This window comes from Stenotrophomonas mori, from assembly GCF_023556335.1.
Lineage (GTDB): Bacteria > Pseudomonadota > Gammaproteobacteria > Xanthomonadales > Xanthomonadaceae > Stenotrophomonas > Stenotrophomonas mori.
Map to the genome: position 1 here is coordinate 1,046,771 of NZ_JAIKTS010000001.1, position 25,163 is coordinate 1,071,933.

At 71.0% G+C, this 25,163-nt stretch carries 23 protein-coding genes; 11 read left to right on the plus strand and 12 right to left on the minus strand.

Features of this window, described 5'->3' with window-relative positions; genetic code table 11:
- Positions 1-199: 199 nt before the first annotated feature.
- The 10 genes from mtnA to rpsF form a co-directional block, all read right to left on the minus strand.
- Positions 200-1,264 carry an S-methyl-5-thioribose-1-phosphate isomerase gene (gene mtnA / locus K5L01_RS04680; RefSeq protein ID WP_250062353.1) on the minus strand — a complete coding sequence of 355 codons (1,065 nt, stop codon included), beginning with the start codon at positions 1,262-1,264 and terminating at the stop codon, positions 200-202.
- Positions 1,265-1,288: 24 nt separating this feature from the next.
- Complete coding sequence (locus K5L01_RS04685) at positions 1,289-1,975, minus strand: DUF3011 domain-containing protein (RefSeq protein WP_250062355.1); 687 nt, start codon at positions 1,973-1,975, stop codon at positions 1,289-1,291.
- A gap of 134 nt (positions 1,976-2,109) precedes the next feature.
- Complete coding sequence (epmA, locus tag K5L01_RS04690; protein ID WP_250062357.1) at positions 2,110-3,054, minus strand: EF-P lysine aminoacylase EpmA; 945 nt, start codon at positions 3,052-3,054, stop codon at positions 2,110-2,112.
- 103 nt (positions 3,055-3,157) lie between these two features.
- Positions 3,158-3,634 carry a GNAT family N-acetyltransferase gene (locus K5L01_RS04695; RefSeq protein ID WP_250062359.1) on the minus strand — a complete coding sequence of 159 codons (477 nt, stop codon included), beginning with the start codon at positions 3,632-3,634 and terminating at the stop codon, positions 3,158-3,160.
- Positions 3,631-6,111 (minus strand): NAD-dependent DNA ligase LigA, encoded by a 2,481-nt coding sequence (gene ligA / locus K5L01_RS04700; RefSeq protein WP_250062361.1) that lies wholly within the window; start codon positions 6,109-6,111, stop codon positions 3,631-3,633. The genes K5L01_RS04695 and ligA overlap by 4 nt, the downstream gene beginning before the upstream one ends.
- A 505-nt stretch (positions 6,112-6,616) precedes the next feature.
- Positions 6,617-7,360: a cell division protein ZipA gene (gene zipA, locus K5L01_RS04705; protein ID WP_250062363.1), complete on the minus strand. Its 744-nt coding sequence runs from the start codon at positions 7,358-7,360 to the stop codon at positions 6,617-6,619.
- A 48-nt stretch (positions 7,361-7,408) separates the two neighbouring features.
- On the minus strand, positions 7,409-10,912 hold the full coding sequence (smc, locus tag K5L01_RS04710; protein WP_250062365.1) for a chromosome segregation protein SMC: 3,504 nt from the start codon (positions 10,910-10,912) through the stop codon (positions 7,409-7,411).
- Positions 10,913-11,218: 306 nt separating this feature from the next.
- On the minus strand, positions 11,219-11,668 hold the full coding sequence (gene rplI / locus K5L01_RS04715) for a 50S ribosomal protein L9 (RefSeq protein WP_250062367.1): 450 nt from the start codon (positions 11,666-11,668) through the stop codon (positions 11,219-11,221).
- A 151-nt stretch (positions 11,669-11,819) separates the two neighbouring features.
- The gene (rpsR, locus tag K5L01_RS04720) at positions 11,820-12,050 is read right to left on the minus strand and encodes a 30S ribosomal protein S18 (protein WP_002804494.1); all 231 of its coding nucleotides are present in this window, start codon (positions 12,048-12,050) and stop codon (positions 11,820-11,822) included.
- A gap of 11 nt (positions 12,051-12,061) precedes the next feature.
- On the minus strand, positions 12,062-12,493 hold the full coding sequence (gene rpsF, locus K5L01_RS04725) for a 30S ribosomal protein S6 (protein ID WP_250062369.1): 432 nt from the start codon (positions 12,491-12,493) through the stop codon (positions 12,062-12,064).
- Between the two features lie 237 nt (positions 12,494-12,730).
- On the opposite strand from rpsF, the gene K5L01_RS04730 reads away from it, so the two are divergent.
- On the plus strand, positions 12,731-13,945 hold the full coding sequence (locus K5L01_RS04730) for an MFS transporter (RefSeq protein WP_336254076.1): 1,215 nt from the start codon (positions 12,731-12,733) through the stop codon (positions 13,943-13,945).
- 16 nt (positions 13,946-13,961) lie between these two features.
- Here the strand turns inward: K5L01_RS04730 and K5L01_RS04735 are convergent, their stop codons facing one another.
- Complete coding sequence (locus K5L01_RS04735; RefSeq protein ID WP_250062371.1) at positions 13,962-14,300, minus strand: HesB/IscA family protein; 339 nt, start codon at positions 14,298-14,300, stop codon at positions 13,962-13,964.
- A 146-nt stretch (positions 14,301-14,446) separates the two neighbouring features.
- Between K5L01_RS04735 and asnS the strand changes: the two genes are divergently transcribed.
- From asnS to K5L01_RS04785, 10 genes are all read left to right on the plus strand, one after another.
- Positions 14,447-15,841 carry an asparagine--tRNA ligase gene (gene asnS / locus K5L01_RS04740; protein ID WP_250062373.1) on the plus strand — a complete coding sequence of 465 codons (1,395 nt, stop codon included), beginning with the start codon at positions 14,447-14,449 and terminating at the stop codon, positions 15,839-15,841.
- 110 nt (positions 15,842-15,951) lie between these two features.
- Positions 15,952-16,257 (plus strand): hypothetical protein, encoded by a 306-nt coding sequence (locus K5L01_RS04745; protein ID WP_250062375.1) that lies wholly within the window; start codon positions 15,952-15,954, stop codon positions 16,255-16,257.
- A complete protein-coding gene (locus tag K5L01_RS04750; RefSeq protein ID WP_250062377.1) occupies positions 16,254-16,568 on the plus strand; it encodes a hypothetical protein in 315 nt (104 codons plus the stop codon). Before K5L01_RS04745 ends, K5L01_RS04750 begins: the two co-directional genes overlap by 4 nt.
- Positions 16,569-16,713: 145 nt before the next feature.
- On the plus strand, positions 16,714-17,376 hold the full coding sequence (can, locus tag K5L01_RS04755) for a carbonate dehydratase (protein WP_250062379.1): 663 nt from the start codon (positions 16,714-16,716) through the stop codon (positions 17,374-17,376).
- A 16-nt stretch (positions 17,377-17,392) separates the two neighbouring features.
- Positions 17,393-17,911 (plus strand): 3-hydroxyanthranilate 3,4-dioxygenase, encoded by a 519-nt coding sequence (locus K5L01_RS04760; protein ID WP_250062382.1) that lies wholly within the window; start codon positions 17,393-17,395, stop codon positions 17,909-17,911.
- Positions 17,912-18,017: 106 nt separating this feature from the next.
- Positions 18,018-19,289 carry a kynureninase gene (kynU, locus tag K5L01_RS04765; RefSeq protein ID WP_250062384.1) on the plus strand — a complete coding sequence of 424 codons (1,272 nt, stop codon included), beginning with the start codon at positions 18,018-18,020 and terminating at the stop codon, positions 19,287-19,289.
- Positions 19,290-19,403: 114 nt separating this feature from the next.
- Positions 19,404-20,777 carry an FAD-dependent oxidoreductase gene (locus tag K5L01_RS04770; protein ID WP_250062386.1) on the plus strand — a complete coding sequence of 458 codons (1,374 nt, stop codon included), beginning with the start codon at positions 19,404-19,406 and terminating at the stop codon, positions 20,775-20,777.
- Positions 20,778-20,849: 72 nt separating this feature from the next.
- On the plus strand, positions 20,850-22,292 hold the full coding sequence (gene sbcB / locus K5L01_RS04775) for an exodeoxyribonuclease I (protein ID WP_250062388.1): 1,443 nt from the start codon (positions 20,850-20,852) through the stop codon (positions 22,290-22,292).
- A complete protein-coding gene (locus tag K5L01_RS04780) occupies positions 22,289-22,975 on the plus strand; it encodes a DUF2461 domain-containing protein (protein ID WP_250062390.1) in 687 nt (228 codons plus the stop codon). The genes sbcB and K5L01_RS04780 overlap by 4 nt, the downstream gene beginning before the upstream one ends.
- 162 nt (positions 22,976-23,137) lie before the next feature.
- Positions 23,138-23,689, plus strand: a complete 552-nt coding sequence (locus K5L01_RS04785) for a DUF2939 domain-containing protein (protein ID WP_250062392.1) — start codon at positions 23,138-23,140, stop codon at positions 23,687-23,689.
- Between the two features lie 28 nt (positions 23,690-23,717).
- Here K5L01_RS04785 and K5L01_RS04790 read toward each other — a convergent pair whose 3' ends face one another.
- Positions 23,718-25,094 carry an NAD(P)-binding domain-containing protein gene (locus K5L01_RS04790; RefSeq protein ID WP_250062395.1) on the minus strand — a complete coding sequence of 459 codons (1,377 nt, stop codon included), beginning with the start codon at positions 25,092-25,094 and terminating at the stop codon, positions 23,718-23,720.
- Positions 25,095-25,163: the final 69 nt, after the last annotated feature.

The following is a 25,163-nucleotide window of genomic DNA, read 5'->3' on the forward strand; positions in this document are numbered from 1 at the left end:
GTGCCAGCCGCCTTTCGGTGCGGCCATGGCACAGGCCCGATCAAGTGCGGGAGTTTACCACACGGCGCCCTTTCCCGCTTCCGGGAGCGGGATTTTTAACCGAGCAAATCAGCTACTTAGGCCATCCGGAGGGGGCGTCGACGGCCGCCTCCGGAGCGCGCGGGGGGCTGCCCCTGCGGGACCGTGGAGCAGCGCCCATTCAGCCACCGAACGCGGCCTGCATCGATGCCCGGTCCGGCGCGGCGATCACCCCGCGCTCGGTGACGATGGCGTCGATCAGCGTCCCCGGCGTGACGTCGAACACCGGGTTCCAGGCAGCGATGCCCTCGGCCACGGTGCGGGTGCCGCCGACCCCGAACAGCTCGCCCGGGTCGCGCTGCTCGATCTCGATCAGGCCGCCGTCGGCGGTCGCCATGTCCACCGTCGAGGACGGCGCCACGACCATGACCTTCACACCGTGATGGCGGGCCGCGATGGCCAGCTGGTAAGTGCCGATCTTGTTGGCGGTGTCGCCATTGGCGCAGATGCGGTCGGCGCCGACGATCACCCACTGCACCGCGCCGGTCTTCATCAGGTGCGCGGCGGCCGAGTCGGCGATCAGGGTGGCGTCGATGCCGTCCTGCTGCAGCTCCCACACGGTCAGGCGCGCGCCCTGCAGCCAGGGCCGGGTCTCGCCGGCGTAGACCTGCGCGATGCGCCCCTGCGCCCGGCCCGCGCGGATCACCCCCAGCGCGGTGCCGAAGCCGGCGGTGGCCAGCGAACCGGTGTTGCAATGGGTCAGTACGCCGCTGCCGGGCGCGATCAGGCCGGCGCCCAGCGTGCCCATGCGGCGGTTGGCGGCCAGGTCCTCGTCGGCGATGGCCTGGGCCTCGCGCGCCAGCACCTGCCGCCAGTCGCCGCCGGCGGCGGCGAGCACCGCGCGCATGCGCGCCAGCGCCCAGGCCAGGTTCACGGCGGTCGGGCGCGCGGCATTCAGCCGCGCCAGCGCCGGTTCCAGCGCCCGCAGCGCGGCCGCGCCATCGTCGGCCTGGACGTCACGCGCGGCCAGCACCGCGCCCCAGGCGGCGGCGATGCCGATGGCCGGTGCACCGCGCACCGTCAGCGCATGGATGGCCTCGGCGACGGCATCGCTGTCGGTGCACAGCACCTGCTCGACGACGAACGGCAGCCGGCGCTGGTCCAGCAGCTCAAGCGCGTCGCCGGTCCAGCGGATCGGGCGGATATGGTCGTAACGGGCGTAATCGAGGGTGGGATCTGCGTTCATCGCGCCATTGTATCGGCGCGGCGCTCAGTCGGCGGAGAACTCGGCGCGGCACCCCTTGTCCACCCAGATGCCGGTACGGTCCCACCCCCAACTGCGGCCCTCTTCGCAGGCGGCGTTGGACAGCTGCCTGGCCAGGGTGACCCGGCGTTCGACGCTGACCCCGCATTCACGGCGCATCTCGCCCTTGGATTCACAGACCACCTGGCGCGGAATGTCGACGAAGCCGGAGCCATCCTCGGCGGCGACCTCGAACTGCCCCTGGCAGCCGCGGCTCACCCAGATCTCGTTGCGCCCGTAGCCCCAGGTCCGCCCCTCCCGGCACGGCAGCAGCGACTGCTGGCGGATCAGCCGCACCGCGGCGCCACGCAGCAGCACCGGGCAGGTGACCAGGCGTCCCTTGGACTCGCAACGCACCATCCGCCGGGCCTGGCGCCGGGCCGGCGGGCGCTCGCTGGCGAACTCGGCCTCGCAGCCGCGGCTGACCCAGATGCCGCCCTCCTCCACGCCCCAGCTGGTCTCGCGGATGCAGCTCTGGGTGGACAGCTGGCGCACCAGCTGCACGCCGCTGGACACGTCCAGCGCGCAGTGCGCGCGCCCGTTGCCGTCGGCACCGCAGCGTACCCAGCGCGCCTCCGCCGGCGGCGCATCGCCGCGCCCGGCCAGTGCCAGCATCGGGAGCATCCCCAGCAGCAGGCCGTACACACCCTTCATCCGACCCTCCCACAGCGCAACCCGAGCGAACGCGCAGGCGCCGATACTGCGCCCGCCTGTGTGATCAGAGCATCATCCCGGCCATGCAGGCAAGCCGGCGGAGCAGCGGGCCGCAGGCTGCCGGTGCGCCGCCGTCAGGCATGGGCGAAGTCGAACGCCAGCACGTCGGCGATGCGCGCGGTGCCGTCCAGCGCCATCAGCAGCCGGTCCACGCCCACCGCCACCCCGGCGCAGGCCGGCAGCGCCGGCAGCGCTGCCAGGAACGCCTCGTCCAGCGGCGGTTGCACGTCGCCGCGCGCGGCGCGCACCGCGAGGTCGCGCTGGAAGCGGCCGCGCTGCTCGTCCGCGTCGGTGAGCTCGTGGTAGCCGTTGGCCAGCTCCACCGCGCCCAGGTAGAGCTCGAAACGCTCGGCCAGCGGCGGCTCGCCCGGCCGGATCCGGGCCAGGGCGGCCTGCGTGGCCGGCCAGTCGTGGATGACGGTGATGCGGTCGGCCGGGAACAGTGGCTGGATGCGGTGGGTCATCAGCAGGTCCAGCCAGTCGTCGCGGGTGAGCCCATCGGGCTGGATGCGGACACCGGTCAACGGGGCGCGCAACGAGGCCTCGTCGGCGGTGAACGGATCCACGCCGAGGGCACCGGTGAACAGCTCGCGGTAGGTCAGCACCTGCAGCGACGCCGCGCGGCCGGCCATCGCCAGTGCCACCCGCACCAGCTCGACCGTCTCGTCGATCAGGCGATGGTGGTCCCAGCCGACCCGGTACCACTCGAGCATGGTGAACTCGGGGTTGTGGCGGCCGCCGGCCTCGCCGTTGCGGAATACCCGGCCCAGTTCGTAGCAGTCGCCGACGCCGGCGGCGAGCAGGCGCTTGAGCGGGTACTCGGGCGAGGTGCGCAGCCAGCGCAGTGGCGCTCCGGCATCGACATGGCCACTGAAGCGGGTCTGGAAACCCTCGATGTTCGGCTCGGTGTTGCCGGCCGCCGACAAGATCGGCGTTTCCACTTCCAGTACGTCGCGGCGGGCGAAGAAATCGCGGATCAGGGCATTCAGGCGCGCCCGCCGCTGCAGCGCCGCGATCATCGCGCACCCCCGCCCGCCAGGACGGGCGGGAATGCCGGCCGTGCAGGTGCCGGAGCCTGCCCCAGGCCGTTTTGCCACGAAAAACGCCGGTCCTGCCGTTTTTTCATGGATGCAGCCCCTTCGGCGTGGCGGCCAGCGGCAAGGTCAGGATGTCACGCGCGTCGTCCCGGTAGCCGGCCGACAGGTACAGCGCCTTGGCCCGGGCATTGTGGTGGTTGACCTCCAGCCGCATCACGCTGGCGCCCGCCACGATCGCCCAGTCGCGCGCCAGCGCCAGCGCCTGCCGGCCCCAGCCGCGGCCGCGCGCGGCCGGCGCCAGGTACAGCTCGTCCAGCAGCACGAAGCGGCCGCCCTGCTCCACGCTGAAGCACCAGCCCAGGGCGATGTAGCCGGCCTCGGCCAGGTCGTCGCTCTCCAGCAGCAGGGCCGCCCCGCAGGCCGGCTCGGCCAGCAGCGTGCGCAGCCCCGGCTCCACCAGCGCCGGGTCGTAGGCGATACGGTCCTCGGCGTAGAACGCCCGGACCATGGCCAGCAGCCGCGGCAGGTCTTCGGGTATGGCGAGTCGAAAGCGCAGGCTCATGGCTGATGTCCGTGTTCGGCGAGGAAGGTCAGCAGGCGGGCTTCGTCCCAGACCGCCACGCCCAGCGCGGTGGCCTTGTCCAGTTTGGATCCGGCATCGCTGCCGGCGACCACGAAGGCGGTCTTCTTCGACACGCTGCCGGCGACCTTGGCGCCCAGCGCCTCCAGCCGCGCCTTGGCGGCGTCGCGGGTGAGTCCCGACAGCGTGCCGGTCAGCACCACGGTCTGCCCGTCCAGCGGCCCGGCCGGCTGCGCGGCCTGGGCCGGCGTCCGCTCCAGCAGCCGCCGCATCCACGTTTCACCGCTGAGCAGCAGCTGGCCGTGGCCGTCGCCGTCCAGCCACTCCGTCAGCCCGCGGGCGGTGTCCTCGGGCAGGCCGGCGGCGATGAAGCACGCGGGCTCGGCGTCGAGGATCTGCGCCGCCGACGGCAGCACCGCCACCAGCTTCTCGGCGCGCAGGCGGGTGATGCCGGGAATCTCGGCCTCGACCAGCAGCTGCGCCAGGTCCAGCCCCTCATGCAGGCGCGACGACGGCGGGTGGGCGTCGCCGATGCGCACCTGCCCCACCTGCAGCAGGGCGTCGATGGCCTGCTGGTTGCCGTCCTGTTCGAAGAAGTGGCCAAGCGAGCGCGCCACCTCGCCCCCGATGTCGGGCACCCGTTTGAACAGCGGCCACGGCAACCGGCGGATCAGCTCCAGGTCGCCGAACCAGTGCGCCAGCGCCTTGGCGGTGCTTTCACCGACATGCTCGATGCCCAGTGCGAACAGCAGCCGTTCCAGCGTGGCATCGCGGCTGGCGTCGATGGCGGCGATCAGGTTGTCGGCCCAGCGGGTGGCGATCTTCTTCGGGTTCCAGGCGAACGTCGCCGGCAGCGCCAGCACCTGCGCGCGCCAGCCGTCGGCCGCCGCGTCCAGCTTCAGCACCGCATTGAGCCAGGCGCCGCTGGTGTCGGCGGGCAGGTGCGGGGCCACCGCGCTGGCCAGCGCGGACGGGTCGGCCGCATCCAGCGCCAGCTTGAGCAGCAACAGCGTGTCGCGCTGCAGGCGATACAGGTCGGCGACGCCGCGGACGATGCCGGCGTCGACCAGGGTCTCGATGTAGCGGTCGCCCAGGCCGTCGATGTCCATCGCCCGGCGCGACGCGAAATGGGCGATGGCCTCCTTGCGCTGCGCCGGGCAGCTCAGCTCGCCGGAGCAGCGCCAGACCGCCGCGCCCTCCTCGCGCACGATCTCCGCGCCGCATACCGGGCAGGCCTGCGGCATCACCCAGGGCCGGCTTCCGTCGGGACGTCGGTCGACGATGACGCTGACCACCTCGGGAATGACGTCGCCGGCACGACGCACGATCACCGTGTCGCCCACCCGCACGTCCAGCCGCGCGATCTGGTCGGCGTTGTGCAGGGTGGCGTTGGTCACGGTCACCCCGGCCACCTGCACCGGCTGCAGCCGCGCCACCGGCGTGGCCGCGCCGGTGCGGCCGATCTGGATGCCGATCGCCTCCACCGTCGTGGTCTGCTCCTGCGCCGGGAACTTGTGCGCGACCGCCCAGCGCGGAGCGCGCGCGACGAACCCCATCGCATGCTGGCCGTCGCGGTCGTCGAGCTTGTAGACCACGCCGTCGATGTCGAAGGCCAGCCCGTCGCGGCGGGCACCGATGTCGCGGTAGTAGTCGAGCAGGCCATCGGCCCCCTCGACCACCCGGCACAGGTCGCTGACCGGGAAGCCCCACTGCGCCAGCCGCGCCAGCGTCGCCGAGTGCGTCGACGGCAGCTCGCCGCCGTCCACCTCGCCGGTCCCGTAGGCATAGAAGCTCAACGGCCGCTGCGCACTGACCTTGGGGTCGAGCTGGCGCAGCGACCCGGCCGCGCCATTGCGCGGGTTGGCCAGCACCTTGCCACCGTGCAGCCGTGCCTGGGCGTTGTAGCGCTCGAAGTCGGCGCGCGGCATGTAGACCTCGCCGCGCACTTCCAGCACCGCCGGCCAGCCGTTGCCGTCGAGCCGGTCGGGAATCGCCTTGATCCGGCGCAGATTGGCGGTGACATCCTCGCCGGTGGCGCCGTCGCCGCGGGTCGCCCCCTGCACGAACACGCCGTCCTCGTAGCGCAGGCTGATCGCCAGGCCGTCGAGCTTGGGCTCGGCGGAGAACAGCAGCTGCCCGCGCTGCAGGCGCTCGTCGATGCGGCGCACGAAATCGCGCACCTCCTCGTCGCTGAAGGCATTGCCCAGCGACAGCATCGGCATTGCATGCACCACCTCGGGGAAGCGCGAAGACGGCCGCCCGCCCACCTGGTGGCTGGGCGAGTCGGCGCGGTCCAGGCCGGGATGCGCCGCCTCCAGCGCCTCCAGCTCGCGCATCAGGCGGTCGTACTCGGCGTCGGGGATCAGTTGCTCGTCGCGCTCGTGGTAGGCCTGCGCGGCCGTGGCCAGCTGCTGGCGGAGTGCGTCGATGCGCTGACGGGCGATGGCGTCGGAAGTCATGCACGGATTTTACCCGCGCGGACGCCTGCACCGTGCGATGCGGTGGCGAATGCGCCGGTAACGCTGCGGCTCCACGGAGCCGCGCAAGCTGCAGCGCCGGGCCGTGCCCGGCGGGGATTTCCTGGCGAAGCCGCAGCGGGGCGCGGCCCCGCTCTACAAGATGGTGATGTGCTGTAGCGCCGGGCCGTGCCCGGCGGGGGTTTGCCGGCGAAGCCGCAGCGGGGTGGGGCCCCGCTCTACAAGACGGTGATGTGCTGTAGCACCGGGCCGTGCCCGGCGGGGATTTGCCGGTGAAGCCGCAGCGGCGCGCGGCCCCGCTCTACAAGACGGCGATGTGCTGTAGCGCCGGGCCGGGCCCGGTGGGGATTTCCCGGTGAAGCCGCAGCGGGGCGTAGCCCCGCTCTACAAGACGGCGGTGTGCTGTAGCGCCGGGCCCTGCCCGGCGGGGGGTTACCGGTGAAGCCGCAGCGGGGCGCGGCCCCGCTCTACAAGGCGGCGGTGGAACCTACCAGCGCGGGGGCTTGGTCAGCGGCGGTGCCTGGTGCTGGCGGTCGTAGGCGCGCAGTTCGTCGCGGATGTGGGCGATGCGCTGCCGGCCCAGGGCGTTGCGGCTGTCGTCCAGGACCACGCCGTCGAGCAGCTCGGCCATGCGCTGCACGGTCGGCAGCATCTTTTCCCAGGCGTCCAATGCGGTCATCGGTGCCGGCAGGGTCAGGAAGAACGCGATCGCCGGGGTCTCCATCTTGCGGATGTTGGCCATGTCGAAACTGCCCGGCTTCATGATGCTGGCCATGCTGAAGATCGGCCCCCGTTCCGGGTACCCCTCCACCAGCCGGTGGAACACGTTCATGTAGCCGAACACCAGCCCGGTCTTTTCCGCGGCGACCACGATGTCCTCGCCGCGCAGCGACAGGCCGGCGCGGGCGGCCACGTACAGCGAGACGATCTTGTCGAATTCCTGGCTGGTACGGCGGCCCACCTCGCTGCCCGCCGCGCCCTCCGCCTCCGGCAGCGCCAGCTCGGGCTGGGTGACATCCGCGTCCGCGGCCTCGCCGGCCTCCCCCCCCGCGCCACTGTCGCCGGCCTCGCTGCCCAGGGTCGGCTCGCGGCGCGGGCGGTCGCCGGTCTCGGCGGCGTCGCGGCGCAACCCCTGGGCCGGCTTCCTTGGCCGGCCGAACAGGAAGATCGCCGCGATCAGCAGCAGGCCGGCCGCCAGGATGCCGATGCGCAACAGTGCCATGTCGGACATGCGGTGAATTCTCCGGTCAACGTGTTCAGATCGGCAAAGGATGGCACGTCATGCCGCGCCCGCCAAACGCGCGGCCTCTTCCAGATCCACGCTGACCAGGCGGCTGACGCCGGGCTCGCGCATGGTCACGCCGGAAAGCTGGTGCGCGGCCTCCATCGTCGCCTTGTTGTGGCTGACGAACAGGAACTGCACTTTCTCGCTCATTTCCTTGACCATCCCCGCCAGGCGACCGACGTTGGCCTCGTCCAGCGGCGCGTCCACCTCGTCCAGCAGGCAGAACGGGGCCGGGTTCAGCTGGAAGATGGCGAACACCAGCGCCACTGCGGTCATCGCCTTCTCGCCGCCGGACAGCAGCGAGATGCTGGAGACGCGCTTGCCCGGCGGCCGCGCCATGATCGTCACCCCGGTGTCGAGCAGGTCTTCGCCGGTCAGCTCCAGGTAGGCATGGCCGCCACCGAACAGCCGCGGGTACAGCGCCTGGACACCGGTGTTGACGCGGTCGAAGGTCTCCTTGAAGCGCCCGCGGGTCTCGCGGTCGATCTTGCGGATCGCGTCCTCCAGCGTTTCCAGCGCCGTGGTCAGGTCCACGTGCTGCGACTCCAGGTACTCCGAGCGCTGCGAGGCCTCGCCGTATTCATGGATCGCCGCCAGGTTCACCGGCTCCAGCCGGCGCATGCGTGCGTCGATCTGCTGGACGCCCTGCTCCCAGTCACCGGAGCGCGCGTCCTCGGGCAGGGTCGCGACCACCGCATCCAGCACGAAGCCGGCCTTCTCCACCGCCGCCTGCAGCTGCTCGGCACTGAGCACCAGCGCCTGCTGGTCCAGCCGGCGCTGGGCGATGCGTTCGCGCTGGGCCAGGGCCTGCTCGTCGCGCTGCTGGCGGGTCTGCTCGAGCCCGCGCAGCTCGGCATCGATGCCCTCCAGCTGCGCCCGCGCCTCGCCCAGCACCCGGTCCACCCGGACCCGCTCGGCCAGTGCATTCTGGTGCTCGGCCTCCAGCGCCTGCACCGGCGTGTCGCCCTGGTCCAGCTGCGAATGCAGCTCGCCCAGCCGCGAGTCCAACTGCCCGCGCTGGGTGCTCATGCGCTCCAGCGCCTGGCCCAGCGAGGCGATCTGGGCACGTTGCGATTCCAGGGTCAGCGCCAGCGCATGCATGCTGTCGCGCACGTTGCGCGCCGCTTCGCGCGCGCGGTCGCGCGCATCGGTCAGCTGCCGGCGCTCTTCTTCCAGCGCCTGCCGGGCGCTTTCCAGGTCGCCCATGCTGGACACCGCATCCTCCAGCCGCACGCGCGCCTCGCCGGCCTGCTCGCGGCTGTCGTCGAGCGCCTCGAGCAACTGCGCCAGCTCGCCCTCGATGCGCTCGATGCGCCCGCGCGCCGCCTCCAGCCGTCCGCGCTGGCTCTGCATCTGCCCGGCCAGCTCCGATACGCCGCGGTGCGCCTGGTACAGCGCACGCTGTGCCTCCTCGCGCTGCTGCTCGGCCGCCAGCAACTGCTCGCGGTAACTGCCCAACAGGCCCTCCAGCTCGCTCTCGCGGACCTGCAGCGCCTCGATCTGCGTGCGCAGCGTGACGATCTCGCGCTCGCGCAGCAATGCGCCCTGCTTGGCGGCCCCCTGGCGCGATACCCGCACCCAGCCCTCGCCCAGCCGTTCGCCGTCGCGGGTGATGACCGAATCGCCCGCCGGCAGCGTGGCCTGCAGGCCGCGCGCCGCGGCCAGGTCGTCGGCCCCGTGCAGCCGCGCCAGCAGCCGGCGGATCGCCAGCGGGCCCTGCACGCGCGCGGCCAGCGAGGTCGGCGCGAAGTCGGCGCCGCCTTCGGCATCGGACACCAGCGCGATGCGGCCTTCGCCCAGCTCGCCCAGCGCATCGACCAGCGCTTCGGGGGCATCGACCAGCACCCCTTCGATCAGCTGGCCCAGCGCGCTTTCCACCGCGTTTTCCCAGCCGCTGTCCACGGTGATGCGCTCACCGACGCGCGCGGCCGAATCCAGCCCCTGCGCTTTCAGCCAGGCCACCGCGGCGCCCTGCTCCTGGCCCAGCGCGGCCTGCTGCAGGGTTTCCAGCGAGGACAGCCGGCCGCGCGCGGCCTGCGCCTGCTGGCGCACCTCGGCCAGTTCGGCCTGGCTGCCACGCTGCCGGTCCTGCAACGCCGCCGCACCTTCCTTGCGCTGCTCGACCTGCTCGTTCAAGGCCTCCAGCGCCGCCGTCTGGGTTTCGTGCTCCAGCTGCAGCTGCTCGAAGGCCTCGGCCAGCGCTTCCAGGTCCAGGCCGGCGCGCTCGGCGGCCAGTGCCTCGCGGCGCCGGTCGGCCTCCAGGATCTGGCGGTCCAGGTAGTCCACCCGGGTACGTTCCACCTCGCCGGACCGGGTCGCCTCCGAGGCGGTGCGGTTGTGGGTTTCCCAGCGCTGCTGCCAGTCGTGCAGCGCGGTCTCGGCCTCGCGCAGGGCGTCCTGGCGGAATTCGTTCTCTTCCTGCAGTTGTTCCAGCTGCGGCTCGGCCTCCTGCGCCGCTTCGCGCAGCACGCCCAGGCGCGTCTCGTCGCCGCTGATGTGCTGGCCCAGCTCGGTCAACGCCTGGCGGGTCTCGTCGCGCGCCTTGTGCAGCCGCTGCGCCATCTCGCGCTGGTGCTGGATCTGCTGCTCCAGCCGCGCCAGCGTGCTGCCGACCTGGTAGACGTCGGCCTGCGCGCGGCCCAGGGCCTCGGCGGCCTCCTCGCGGCGCACGCGGCCGGTCTCGATCCGGCTCTCGGCCTCGCGCTGCTCGGCGATCAGCTGCTGCAGCCGGGTCTCCTCGCCCGCCAGCGCCTCGCGCAGGCCGCCCAGCCGGGTGTCCAGGCCGCGGTACTCCAGGGCCTTCCACTGCGCGTCCTTGATCCGGCGCTCTTCCTGCAGCGCCTGGTACTGCTCGGCCTGGCGCGCCTGGCGCCGCAGGTGTTCGAGCTGCTTGCCGATCTCCTCGCGCAGGTCGTCCAGGCGGTCCAGGTTCTCGCGCGTGTGGCGGATGCGGGTCTCGGTCTCCTTGCGCCGCTCCTTGTACTTGGAAATGCCCGCGGCCTCTTCCAGGTACACGCGCAGGTCTTCCGGGCGCGCCTCGATGATCTGGCTGATCATGCCCTGCTCGATGATCGAGTAGCTGCGCGGGCCCAGCCCGGTGCCCAGGAACAGGTCGGTGATGTCGCGCCGCCGGCAGCGGGTGCCGTTGAGGTAGTAGTTGCTGCTGCCGTCGCGGCTGACCAGGCGCTTGACCGAGATCTCGTTGAACGAGGCGTACTCGCCGGCGATGGTGTGGTCGCTGTTGTCGAAGATCAGCTCCACCGTGGCCTGGGACACCGGCTTGCGGCCGGCCGAGCCGGAGAAGATGACGTCGGTCAGCGAGTCGCCGCGCAGGCGGCTGGCCGAGCTCTCGCCCATCACCCAGCGCACCGCATCGATGATGTTGGACTTGCCGCAGCCGTTGGGGCCGACCACCCCGGTCATGTTGGTCGGCAGGTGCAGCGTCGTGGGATCGACGAACGACTTGAATCCGGACAGCTTGATCGTGGATAGACGCATGGGGCGGGAGGTTCCAGTGCCGGGCCGGTCGGGCGGCACCGTGAAGGGTTTCCGGGAGGTCGGGACGTTGGAAAAACGGTCCGCGGGGAGTATAAGCCCCTCCCCCCGGAGGGCGAGAAGGACCCGCCCGCGCACCCGGGACGCCCGCGGCGCCCGGCTGTCCCGGGCACGGCGCCGGTTCCGGCAAGGGTACGGGCCGGGCGCGGCGGCGTCGAACCGCGCCGGCCACCCCGCGCCCGCCGGGGACGCGGAAACGCAAACGGGCGCCTTGCGGCGCCCGTCCAGATGCTGGCTACGCGGCCCGGATCAGGCGTCGGCTTCGACGACGACCTTGACGGTGGCTTCCACGTCGGCGTGCAGCTTGATCAGCACGTCGTACTCGCCCACCGTGCGGAACGCACCTTCGCCGAGGATGACCTCGCTCTTCTCCAGCGCCAGGCCGGCGGCGGTGAAGGCCTCGGCGATGTCGCGCGGGCCGACCGAGCCGTACAGCTTGCCTTCGGCCGAGGCATGCGCACCGATGGTGACGCTGGCGTCGGCGAACTTGGCGGCACGGGCTTCGGCATCGTCGTGGAACGCCTTGGCCTTGGCCTCGTACTCGGCACGCTTGGTCTCGAACGCGGCGACATTGGCCTCGGTGGCCGGAACGGCCTTGCCCTGCGGCACCAGGAAGTTGCGGCCGTAGCCCGGCTTGACGTCGACCAGGTCGCCCAGGTTGCCCAGGTTGGTGACCTTCTGCAGCAGAATCAGCTTCATTTTCTTGCTCCGTTATTCGTTAGCGGTGCGGAACATCCGCAGCGCAACGTCAGCTGTCCGAATGGACGGGGTCCGGGCCGGCCGCGGGACGCGGCCGGAACCGGCGGGACCGCCCGGACCCGGCGCACCGCGCCGGCCCGGGCACTCCGGATCAGACGTCGTGGTTGTCCGTGTACGGGATCAGCGCGAGGAAACGCGCGCGCTTGACCGCCGTGGCCAGCTGGCGCTGGTACTTGGACTTGGTGCCGGTGACGCGGCTCGGCACGATCTTGCCGTTCTCGGTCAGGTACTGGCGCAGGGTGTTGAGATCCTTGTAATCGATCTCCTTGACCCCTTCGGCGGTGAACTTGCAGAACTTGCGGCGACGGAAGAACTTGGACATGAGCGGACTCCTTATTCGGCAGAGGCGGCGGAGTCGCCGGCTTCTTCATTGCTGGAACTGGCAGCTTCTTCGTCGTCGCGACGACGGCGCTCGCCCCGCTCGGGCTTGTCGCCCTTCTCGTCCTTGCTCTTCATGATCAGCGACTGCTCGGTCTCGGCCTCGTCACGCTTGATGACCAGGTTGCGCAGCACGGCGTCGTTGAAACGGAAGCTTTCGGTCAGCTCATTGAGCACCGACTGGTCGGCCTCGATGTTCATCAGCACGTAATGGGCCTTGACCAGGTTCTGGATCGGGTAGGCCAGCTGGCGGCGGCCCCAGTCTTCCAGACGGTGGATCTGGCCGTTGCCGTTCTCGACCAGCGCCTTGTAGCGCTCGACCATGGCTGGGACCTGCTCGCTCTGGTCCGGATGGACCAGGAACACGACTTCGTAATGACGACTCATGTTTGATTTACCTTTCGGATGTGGCCCGTCCGGGCCGGACAGCCCCCCGTCGTGGACGCGGTGGGGCAAGGGTTCCCCGCACGCAGGGCGCAGGGAGCCGCGCATTATCCACCGCGGAGTGGCCGCGGGCAAGCGCCTCCTGTGCCGTACCCCACCGGGGCGGGACGGGCCTGCACACGCCCTTGCTGCAACGCAGCAGTACAATGCCCGGCCGTCCGCCGACCGCCCGGAACCGCCGTGCCCCCGCTCCCCCCGTCCTCCGCGCCGCTGAACCCGCGGCAACGCGCCCTCCTGCTGCTGGCCCTCGCGCTGGGCGGCTTCGCCATCGGCACCAGCGAGTTCGCCAGCATGGGCCTGATGCTGGAGATCAGCCGTGGCCTGGCGATCAGCGAGGCCCAGGTCGGGCACCTGATCAGCGCCTACGCCATCGGCGTGGTGGTCGGCGCACCGCTGCTGGCCTTCCTGGGCGCCAGCGTCAGCCGCCGCCGCCTGCTGCTGGGGCTGATGGGCTTCTACGCGCTGGGCAACCTGGCCAGCGCACTGGCCCCCAGCTACGCCACCCTCCTGCTGGCACGCTTCGTCGCCGGGCTGCCGCACGGCGCCTACTTCGGCGTGGCGATGCTGGTGGCCGCGGCGGTCAGCCCGCCCGGACAGCGCGGCGCCGCGGTGTCCCGGGTGCTGCTGGGGCTGTCCATCGCGATCCTGGTGGGCAACCCGCTGACCACCTGGCTGGGACAGCAGTTCGACTGGCGCGTCGCCTTCGCCCTGGTCGCGCTGCTGGCGCTGGCCACCGCGACGATGGTCGCACGCCACCTGCGCCACGATCCGGACGAGGTCCGCACCACGCCCCTGCGCGAACTGCGCGCGTTCAACCGCCCGCAGGTGTGGCTGGCGCTGGCGATCGGCGCGATCGGCTTCGCCGGCATGTTCTGCGTGTTCACCTACCTTGCGCCCACCCTGGTCAACGTCACCGGCATGGACGAGCGCTGGATGCCGGTCGCGGTCGGCCTGTTCGGCGTCGGCGCGATCATCGGCAACATCGGCGGTGGCTGGCTGGTCGACCGGCTGCAGTTCCGGGCCGCCGGCGTGGTGCTGGCGTGGTCGATCGGGGTCCTGCTGCTGTTCCCGCTGGCTGCCCGCTCGGCATGGAGCATGGCCCCGGCGATCATCGCGGTCGGCACCATGGGCGCGCTCGCCGTCGCCCTGCAGACCCGCTTGATGGACGCGGCCGGCGAGGCCCAGACCCTGGCCGCGGCCTCCAACCATGCCGCCTTCAACACCGCCAACGCCCTGGGGCCCTGGCTGGGCGGCCTGGCCATCGGCGCCGGCTTCGGCCATGCGGCCACCGGCTATGTCGGCGCGGCGACCGCCGCCGCCGGCCTGCTGCTGTGGGTCCTGGCGATGCACCTGGAGCGCCGCCGCGCGGCGCGGCCGCTGCCCTGCTGCCGCTGACGGAGGCCAGCCGGCCTCAGCGGTGGTCTTCGTCGGTGGTGAAGCTTTCGCCGCATCCGCACTCGGCGGTGGCGTTGGGGTTCTTGAAGGTGAAGGTCTCGCCCAGGCCGTGCTTGCCGAAATCGATCTCGGTGCCGTCCACCAGCGCCAGGCTTGCCGCATCGACGAAGATGCGCACCCCCTCCTGCTCGAACACGGTGTCGCCCTCGCGCTGCTCGCGCGCCAGGTCGGTCACGTGGCCCCATCCGGAACATCCGGTGCGTTCCACGCCGAAGCGCAGGCCGAGCGCGCCCGGGGTCTGGGCGACGAAGCGCTGGACACGGGCATGGGCGACGGGAGTGAGGTGGATGGCCATGGCGAAGACTCCGGGGAATGCAGGACGATTATAGGAAAACCCGGCGGCACCCGCGCCGGGGGAGGCGATAATCCTCGCCTGCCGGCCCGCGCAGCCGCTAGAATTCCGTATTCACAGATCGAGTCGATCGGCAGAGGATTCAAGTCATGACGGTGGTCAGCGTTGCACACGCCCTGGCCGGGAAATACCCGGAAGGCGGAGAAGTCACGGTTCGCGGTTGGGTGCGCACGGTGCGCGGCTCGGCCGGACTGGCCTTCGTCAACGTCAGCGACGGCTCCGGCTTCGCCCCGATCCAGGTGGTGGCCACCGATGCGCTGGGCAATTTCGAGGACATCAAGCGCCTGACCCCGGGCTGCTCGGTGATCGCCACCGGCAAGCTGGTCAAGTCGCAGGGCAAGGGCCAGAGCTTCGAGATCCAGGGCGAGCGCATGGAGATCGTCGGCTGGGTCGAGGACCCGCTGACCTACCCGATCCAGCCCAAGCCGATGTCGCCGGAGTTCCTGCGCGAGGTGGCGCACCTGCGCCCGCGCACCAACCTGTTCGGCGCGGTCACCCGCATCCGCGACTGCCTGGCCAAGGCGGTGCACCGGTATTTCCACGAGAACGGCTTCTACTGGATCAGCACGCCGATCATCACCACCTCCGACGCCGAGGGCGCCGGGCAGATGTTCCGCGTCTCCACGCTGGACATGGCCAACCTGCCGCGCGGCGGGGACGGCGGCGTCGATTTCGGCCAGGACTTCTTCGGCAAGGAAACCTTCCTGACCGTCTCCGGCCAGCTCAACGTCGAGGCCTACTGCCTGGCGCTGAGCAAGGTCTACACCTTCGGCCCGACCTTCCGCGCCGAGAACAGCCACACCACCCGCCACCTGGCCGAATTCTGGATGGTGGAGCCGGAGATCGCCTTCGCCGACCTCAGCGAGAACGCCCGTGTCGCCGAGGAATTCCTGAAGTACCTGTTCCGCGCCGTGCTCGACGAGCGCGCCGACGACATGGCCTTCATCGCCGAGCGCGTGCAGAAGGATGCCGTCACCCGCCTGGAGGCCTTCGTCAACGCGCCGTTCGAGCGCATCGAGTACTCCGACGCGATCACCCTGCTGCAGAAGTCGGGCAGGAAGTTCGACTACCCGGTCGAATGGGGCCTGGACCTGCAGACCGAGCACGAGCGCTGGCTGACCGAGGAGCATGTCGGCCGCCCGGTGGTGGTGACCAACTACCCCGAGCACTTCAAGGCGTTCTACATGCGCCTGAACGACGACGGCCGGACCGTCGCGGCGATGGACGTGCTGGCCCCGGGCATCGGCGAGATCATCGGCGGCAGCCAGCGCGAGGAGCGCCTGGACGTGCTGGACGCGCGCATGGCGCAGTTCGGCCTGGACCCGGCGCACTACCAGTGGTACCGCGATTTCCGCCGCTACGGCTCGGTGCCGCACGCCGGCTTCGGCCTGGGCTTCGAGCGCCTGGTGGTGTATGTCTGCGGCCTGTCCAACATCCGCGACGCGATACCGTACCCGCGCGCGCCCGGCTCGGCGGAATTCTGATCCACACGGCGAGGACCCAGCATGAGACGACAGTGCGCCCCCCTTCCAGTGCCCGCAGGCGGGTCCGTGGCCGCACTGCCGTCCGCGCCGGCGCAACCGGGCCGGCGCCCATGATCCTGTTCCTGGCCCTGTGCTTCGTGGGCGTCGCCATCGCCGGCTTCAGTGCGCTGCTGATCTTCTGGCCGCTGACCCTGATCCACATCCGCGACCGCCACCCCGGCACCACCGCCGGCTTCGGCCCCTTCCCGTTCCTCGACGGCAAGGCCCTGCGCTGGCTGGTCTGCGGGCACTACCGCGCCCTCGGCGACCGTTCGCTGAGCGGCCTGGCCACCCCGGCACGCATCGCCCTGGTGGTGATGTGGCTGGCGCTGGGCCTGGCGCTGTTGCTCTGGCTCTACTCCCAGGTGATGAAATGAACGATGTCAACGCGCCCGCCGACCAGTGGTGGCTGGCCAGCCTCGGCACCACCCTGATCTGGGCGCGCCTGCGGATCCGCCCGGCCGGCACCGCCGAGGTGCTGGACAGCGACGGCAACCTGCTCAGCTACGACAGCGAGGACACCGCGCGCGCGCAGCTGTTCGACGCCGAATTCGTCGCCTTCGACGGCCTCGACGAGGACGACGCCCTGGCCCGCGGTTTCTCGCTGCACGAGGTCCGGCCGCCGCAGGCCGACGACGATGCCGGACTGCGCGGCCGCATGGTGCAGTCACTGGGACGCCGCGCCTGAGCGCGCGCGCCCTCCCGCGCACGCCGGCCGCCTCGGCGCTGCCGCCAGGCGGACCGCCCGCGCTGGCGCCCCGGCCGTCCGCTCCTCCCGATGGCGCGCGCGCCTGCGCCGCGTCCCGCTCCGCCTTCTCCAGGGACACGCCCCCATGAAAGACATCCACCAACTGCTGGCCAACAACCGCGAGTGGGCCGACCGCATCGAGCAGGAAGACCCGAGCTTCTTCGACCGCCTGTCCATGCAGCAGCACCCCGAGTACCTGTGGATCGGCTGCTCCGATTCGCGGGTGCCGGCCAACCAGATCATCGGCATGGCGCCGGGCGAGGTGTTCGTCCACCGCAACGTCGCCAACGTGGTGGTGCACACCGACCTCAACTGCCTGAGCGTGATCCAGTACGCGGTGGACCAGCTCAAGGTCAAGCACATCCTGATCGTCGGCCACTACGGCTGCGGCGGCGTGCATGCCTGCCTGCACAACACCCGCGTCGGCCTGGCCGACAACTGGCTGCGGCATGTCGGCGACGTCGCCCAGAAGCATGCCGCGATCCTCGAGGCGATCGACGACCCGACGCTGCGCCACGCGCGGCTGTGCGAGCTCAACGTGATCGAGCAGGTCGCCAACGCCTGCCGCTCGACCATCGTCCAGGACGCATGGTCGCGCGGACAGAAGCTGATGGTGCATGGCTGGGTCTACAGCCTGAAGGACGGCCGCGTGCGCGAGATGGGCATCGACGTCGGCGGCCCCGACGAGCTGCTGCCCGCCTATGCCAAGGCGCTGTCCTTCATCCCGCGCCGCGGCCGGCGCGACTGACCCGGGAGCGCCGAGCATGCTCGCTTCGCCCATCAACCTGCAGGCCTGGATCGAGGAGCACCGCCACCTGCTCCGGCCGCCGGTCGGCAACCGGATGATCGACAACGGCGATTTCATCGTCATGGTCGTGGGCGGCCCCAACACCCGCACCGACTTCCACTACGACGAAGGCCCGGAGTGGTTCTACCAGCTCGAGGGCGAGATGGTGCTCAAGGTGCAGGAGGACGGTGCGGTGCGCGACATCCCGATCCGTGCCGGCGAGATCTTCCTGCTGCCGCCGCGGGTGCCGCACTCGCCGCGGCGCCCGGCCGGCAGCGTCGGACTGGTGGTCGAGCGCAAGCGGCTGGCGCACGAGCTCGATGGCGTGGCCTGGCATTGCGAACAGTGCAACCACAAGCTGCACGAGGAATTCTTCCACCTGGGCAACATCGAGACCGACCTGCCCAGGCTGTTCGAGCGTTTCCACGCCTCGCTGGCGCACCGCACCTGCGGGCGCTGCGGTGCGCTGCACCCGCTGCCGCCCGGCAGCCCCTGAGCCGTCCGTCCGGCCCCGCCCCGCGCGGGCCGGTTGACGGACCGGCAACGGAAACCCCCGGTGCATGGCGCTACACTGCGGCGTCATTTCCGATGTGTGCCTGCCGATGAACGACCCCCTGTCCCCGGCCCACGCCGCCGCGCTCGATGCCGCCGACCCGCTGCGCTCGCTGCGCGATGAGTTCCTGTTCCCCCGGCACCAGGGCGGCGACCAGGCCTACTTCGTCGGCAACTCCCTGGGCCTGCAGCCGCGCGGCGCGCAGGCCATGGTCCAGGAAGTGATGGACCTGTGGGCGCGGATCGCCGTGGAAGGCCACTTCACCGGCCCCACGCAGTGGATGAACTACCACCGCCTGGTGCGCGACGCGCTGGCCGGCGTGGTCGGCGCGCAGCCGCTCGAAGTGGTGGCGATGAACACGCTGAGCGTGAACCTGCACCTGATGATGGTCAGCTTCTACCGGCCCACGCGCGAACGCCCGGCGATCCTGATGGAGGCCGGCGCCTTCCCCACCGACCGCCATGCGGTCGAGGCGCAGATCCGCTTCCATGGGTTCGACCCGGCCACCGACCTGGTCGAAGTGCCGCCCGGCGCCGATGGCAACGTGTCGATGCAGGCCCTGGAGCAGGCGCTCGCCGAGCATGGCAAGCGCGTGGCGCTGGTGCTGTGGCCGGGCGTGCAGTACCGCACCGGCCAGGCCTTCGACCTGGACGCGGTCACCCGGCTGGCGCGCGCGCAGGGCGCCCGCATCGGCTTCGACCTGGCCCACTCGGTCGGCAATGTGCCGCTGGCGCTGCACGACGTCGCGCCCGATTTCGCGGTGTGGTGCCACTACAAATACCTCAACAGCGGGCCCGGGGCGGTCGCCGGCTGCTTCGTGCACGAGCGCCATGCCCGCGACGCCACGCTGCCGCGCTTCGCCGGCTGGTGGGGCCATGAGCAGTCCACGCGCTTCCGAATGGCCCCGGAGTTCGTGCCCGAGGCCGGCGCCGAAGGCTGGCAGCTGAGCAACCCCCCGGTGCTCGGGCTGGCGCCGCTGCGCGCCTCGCTGGCACTGTTCGAGCAGGCCGGCATGGAGGCCCTGCGGCGCAAGTCGCTGCGGCTGACCGGGCATCTCGAGGCACTGGTGCAGTCGCGCCTGTCCAACGTGCTGCAGATCATCACTCCGGCCGAGCCGGAGCAGCGCGGCTGCCAGCTGTCCCTGCGCGTGGCCGGCGGCCGCGAGCAGGGCCGCTCGCTGTTCGACTACCTGCAGTCGGTCGGCGTGCTCGGCGACTGGCGGGAGCCGGACGTGATCCGCATCGCCCCGACCCCGATGTACAACCGCTACCAGGATGTGCAGCGCTTCGTCGACGAGGTCGAGCGCTGGGCCCACCGCTGAACCGGGACCGCCCGCGCCACCGCTCCCGCCCCATTCCTCCCCGGCGGCCCGGCTTTTCCCGCCGGCGCCGGGCATCGCCATCGAACGCGGACATCCCGCAACGGAACTCCCGACTTGAGCGTTTCCCCCCCGCGTCACCTGACCCTGATCGGCGCCGGCCTGGCCGGTTCGCTGCTTGCCACCCTGCTCTCGCGCCGCGGCTGGCGTGTCACCGTCTACGAGCGGCGCGGCGATCCACGCGTGGCCGACTACGAGAGCGGCCGCTCGATCAACCTGGCGCTGGCCGAGCGCGGACGCATGGCCCTGCGCCGCGCCGGCGTCGAGGACGCGGTGATGGCGCGCACGGTGATGATGCGCGGGCGCATGGTGCACCCGCGCGGCGGTGGCACGCCGCAACTGCAGCGCTATGGCCGTGACGACAGCGAAGTCATCTGGTCGGTGCACCGCAAGAACCTCAACACCACGCTGCTGCAGCTCGCCGAGGACGCCGGCGCGCGCTTCCATTTCCACCACCGCCTGCACACCGTGGATTTCGACGCCGGCCACGCGCGCTTCATCGACGACCGCGACGACCAGCCGCGCGACGTGCATTTCGACACCCCGCTGATCGGGGCCGACGGCGCCGGGTCGGCGCTGCGCGCGGCGATGAACCGCCGCGCGCCGCTGGGCGAGCGCACCGAATTCCTCGACCATTCCTACAAGGAACTCGAGATTCCGCCCGGTCCCGACGGCCGCTTCCGGATCGAGGCCAATGCCCTGCACATCTGGCCGCGGGGACGCTACATGTGCATCGCCCTGCCCAACGACGAAGGCACCTTCACCGTCACCCTGTTCCTGCCCAACGAGGGCGACCCCGGTTTCGCCACGGTGCGCAGCGGTGCCGAGGCCCGGGCCCTGTTCGCGCGCGAGTTCGCCGATGCGCTGCCGCTGATCCCGCACCTGTGCCACGACTGGGAGCAGCACCCGCCCGGCCTGCTGGGCACCCTGTACCTGGAACGCTGGCACCTGGGCGGCAGCGCGGTGCTGCTCGGCGACGCGGCGCATGCGATGGTGCCGTTCCACGGGCAGGGCATGAACTGCGCGTTCGAGGACTGCGTGGCACTGGCCGACCTGCTGGAAGCGCATCCCGATACCGCCGAGGCCTTCGCCGCGTTCGAGGCCGAGCGCAAGCCCAATGCAGCGGCGATCCAGCAGATGGCGCTGGACAACTACCTGGAGATGCGCGACCACGTCGCCGATCCCGGCTTCCTGCTGCAGCGCGAGCTGGAGCGCGAGCTGCAGCGGCGCTGGCCCACCCGGTTCGTGCCGCACTACACCATGGTCACGTTCCTGGACACGCCCTATGCGGTGGCGCTCGAGCGTACCCGGCAGCAGCAGCGTATCCTCGCCCAGGCCACCGCCGGCCACGCCACCTTGGAGCACATCGACTGGAAGGCGCTGCAACAGGCGGTGCATGCGCAGCTGCCGGTGCTGCCGGGAGCGCACTGATGGCACGCCGACGGCGACCCGCGGCTTTCCCCGCCGCCGCCACGACACCGGCCGGCCCCCGGGAGGACCTGCATGGCTGACAGCTTTCTCTTCTACGACCTGGAAACCTTCGGCCAGGATCCGCGCCGCACCCGCATCGCGCAGTTCGCCGCGGTACGTACCGATATGCGGTTGCAGCCGGTCGAGGAGCCGGTCAGCTTCTTCGTCAGGCCCGCCGACGACCTGCTGCCCTCGCCCATCGCCACACTGATCACCGGGATCACCCCGCAGCATGCCCTGGCCGAGGGCGTGACCGAGGCCGAGGCGTTCGCCCGCATCCACGAACTGATGGCCCGCCCGCAGACCTGCACGCTGGGCTACAACACCCTGCGCTTCGACGACGAGTTCGTCCGCCACGGCCTGTTCCGCAACTTCTTCGACCCCTACGAGCGCGAGTGGCGCAGCGGCAATTCGCGCTGGGACCTGCTGGACATGCTGCGCCTGGCGCACGCCCTGCGGCCGGACGGCATCGCCTGGCCGGCGCGCGAGGACGGGGCCCCCTCGTTCAAGCTCGAGCACCTGGCCCTGGCCAACGGCGTGCGGCAAGGCGATGCCCACGAAGCGCTGTCCGACGTGTATGCCACCCTCGGCATGGCACGGAAGTTCCGGCAGGCACAGCCGCGCCTGTGGGAGTACGCGCTGAAGCTGCGCGACAAGCGCTTCGCCGCCAGCCTGCTGGACGTGGTCGGCATGCGTCCGGCGCTGCATGTCTCGATGCGCTACCCCGCCAGCCGCCTGTGCGCGGCGGCGGTGCTGCCGCTGGCCACCCACCCGCACATCGGCAACCGGGTGATCGTGTTCGACCTGGACGGCGATCCCCAGGCGCTGCTGGACCTGTCGGCCGAAGAGATCGCGCAGCGCCTGTACACCCGCGCCGCCGACCTGCCCGAAGGCCAGCCGCGCATTCCGTTGAAGGAGGTGCACCTGAACAAGGTGCCGGCGCTGGTGGCGTGGAACCACCTGCGCGCGCCCGACTTCGAACGGCTGGGCATCGACCCACAGGCGGTGGAGGCGCGTGCCGCCCAGCTGCGCGCCCATGGCCCGGAACTGGCCGAGAAGGTGCGACGGGTATTCGCCCGCGACCGTCCGGACGCCGCGCCGCCCGACCCGGACGGCGCGCTGTACGACGGCTTCCTGGCCGAGGGCGACCGCGCCCAGCTGGCACGGGTGCGCACCTGCCCGCCGCCGCAGCTGGCGCAGATGCAGGACCAGTTCCGTGACCCGCGCCTGCCGGAGCTGCTGTTCCGCTACCGCGCCCGCAACCACCCGCAGACCCTGGACGCCGGCGAACGCGCACGCTGGGACGGCTACCGCCGCCAGCGCCTGTTCGACACCCCCGGGCTCGGCGAGCAACTGCTGCCCGACTACGTCGCGCAGATCCTCGCCCTGCGCCAGGAACACCATGACGCCCCCGCCTCGCTGGCGCTGCTCGACGCGCTGGAGCGGTGGGGCCAGACCGTGCAGGATTCGCTATGAGCCGATATTTCAGCGACGCCAGCTTCAGCTTCCTCCGCCAGCTGGCCCTCCACAACGAAAAGCCCTGGTTCACCGAGCACAAGCAGGACTACGACGCGCACGTCCGCCAGCCGTTCCTGCGCCTGATCGCCGACCTGCAGCCGGACCTGGCGCAGGTCAGCACGCACTTCCGCGCCGACCCGCGCACCGTCGGCGGCTCGCTGTTCCGCATCCACCGCGACTCGCGCTTCTCCAACGACAAGACCCCCTACAAGACCTGGCAGGGTGCGCGCCTGTTCCACGAACGCCGGCGGCAGGTGCCTGCGCCGTCGTACTACATCCACCTGGCGCCGGAAAACAGCTTCGTCGGCGCCGGCATCTGGCACCCGGAAACCGAAACCCAGCGCCGCATCCGCACCTTCATCCTCGACAACCCGGGCGGCTGGAAGCAGGCCGCGCACGCACCGGCCACGCGCCGCCGCTACGCGTTCGAGACCAGCGAGAAGCTGGTGCGGCCACCCCGCGGCTTTCCGGCCGACTTCGAGTTCATCGACGATCTCAAGCACCGCAACTGGGTGCTGTGGCGAACGCTCGACGACGCCACCATGACCGGGCCGCGCCTGCGCCAGGTGCTGGCCCGCGACCTGGCGGCGCTGGCGCCGTTCGTCGACTACCTGTGCGCGGCGCTCGACCTGGAGTTCTGAGCACCGGCTTCACGCCGGGCCGCCGGATTTGCGGCACCCTTGCCGGCAGCCGCCTACCGGAGCCGCGTCCATGACCGCCCTGCACCTTCCGCGCCGGAGCGATACCCCGCCGCCCGCCGCCGCTGACGGCCCGGTCGCGCGGTGCCTGCCTGGAGGACACGCATGAGCCGGCGCACGCTTCCGGCGATCGCCGCCGCCCTGCTCGCAGTGCTTGTCGCCTATGTGGCCGCCGGCCCGTGGATGGCGATGCGCGGCATCGGCCAGGCCATCGAACGGCGCGACGTGGCACGCCTGTCCCGCCATGTCGACTTCCCGACGCTGCGCCTCAACCTCAAGGCGCACCTGGACGACGAACTGGTGCGGCGCGCCGGCAGCGACCTGCAGTCCAGCCGGTTCGGTGCCCTGGCGCTGGCCATGGCCGGGCAGCTCGGCGGCGCCGGCGTGGACCTGATGGTCACCCCCGCCGGCATCGCGGCCCTGCTGCAGGGCCATGTCGTGTGGCAGCGCGCCACCGGCACCACCGCCGATGGCGACACCTGGGGATCGCCCGCGCCCGCGCGGCCCCTGCAGGGCGCGCGCGGACGCTATGAGTCGCTGTCGCGCTTCACCGCCAGCCGGCCGCTGGACGACGGGGGCACGGTGGTCTTCGTGCTCACCCGCCAAGGCCTGCGCTGGCGCCTGACCGACATCGACCTGCCGAGGGCGGCGGATTGACTGAGACCGGCGCTCCCCGCGCCCGGGATCAGGCAATCCGCCGCTGCGGCTCTTCCTCTAGCGTGCTGTCGGCCAGGAACGCCTCCAGCGAATCGTCCATCGCCTCCATCCACGGGGTGTGGTGCGGCGGCGCCAGGGTGCCGGTCAGCACGGAGCGGTAGCTGCAGTTGCGGTAGCCGAGGATGTCCTGCTTCTTGTCGTGCTTCCACCGCTTGAACAGCGTCGCCACGGCTTCCACGTTGAAGTCCGGGTAGTCGGTGGCATCGAGCAGGTCGCGCACGTAGGCGGTCTGGAAGTCGATATCGTCCTCCGCGCCCGCGCAGGCCTCCTCGCGGGCCAGCCATGCCTGGCTGTCGGCACGCATCGCATCGGCGTCGGGCAGCGCCCTCGTGCCCAGGATCACGTCGCGCGCATACCAGGCCTGCGCATCGAACATGTTGAAGGTGTAGTACTGGTCCTGCATGCCCAGGTAGATCAGCTTGGGGTTGTCGATCCAGAACACGCCCTTGTACAGGTCGCCCGGGTACAAGCGGTTGCGGGTGCGCAGGGTCAGCGCATCGGGCAGGAACGGGAAGTGGTGCTGGTAGCCGGTGCACAGGATGATCGCGTCCACGTCCTTGCGGCTGCCGTCGGCGAAGTGCGCGGTGTTGCCCTCGACCCGCAGCAGCAACGGCTTCTCGTCGAATGCCTGCGGCCAGTCGTAGCCCATCGGTGCGCTGCGGTAGCTGAACGTCACCGACTTGGCGCCGTACTTGTGGCACTGCGTGCCGATGTCCTCGGCCGAGTAGCTGCTGCCGACCAGCAGCAGGTCCTTGTCGGTGAACTCGCAGGCATCGCGGAAATCGTGCGCATGCAGCACGCGCCCGGGGAACCGTTCGAGCCCCTCGAAGAACGGCGCGTTGGGGGTGGAGAAATGGCCGGTGGCGACGATCACCCGGTCGAACTCCTCGGTGACCAGCTCGTCCTTCTTCAGGTCGCGCACGGTGACGCTGAAGCGCCCGGTCTCCTCCGAGTAGTCCACCCACTGCACCGCCATGTTGAAGCGGATCTGGTCGCGCACGCCGCTCTTCTCGATGCGCCCCATGATGTAGTCGCGCAGCACCGCCCGTGGCGGATAGGAGGCGATCGGGCGGCCGAAATGCTCCTCGAAGCTGTAGTCGGCGAACTCCAGCGCCTCCTTCGGCCCGTTCGACCAGAGGTAGCGGTACATGCTGCCGTGCACCGGCTCGCCATAGGCATCCAGTCCCGTGCGCCATGTGTAGTTCCACATTCCCCCGAGGTCGGACTGCTTTTCGTAGCAGACGATTTCCGGCACCTGTGCCCCCGCCCTGCGGGCGGATTCGAACGCACGGAGTTGCGCCAGGCCACTGGGGCCGGCACCAAGGATGGCGATACGCATGGTCATTCGGATTTTTTCTCCTGTATAGCGGCTGCCGCAGGACCCACGGCAACACGGCGCAAGGGCGCGTTGTAC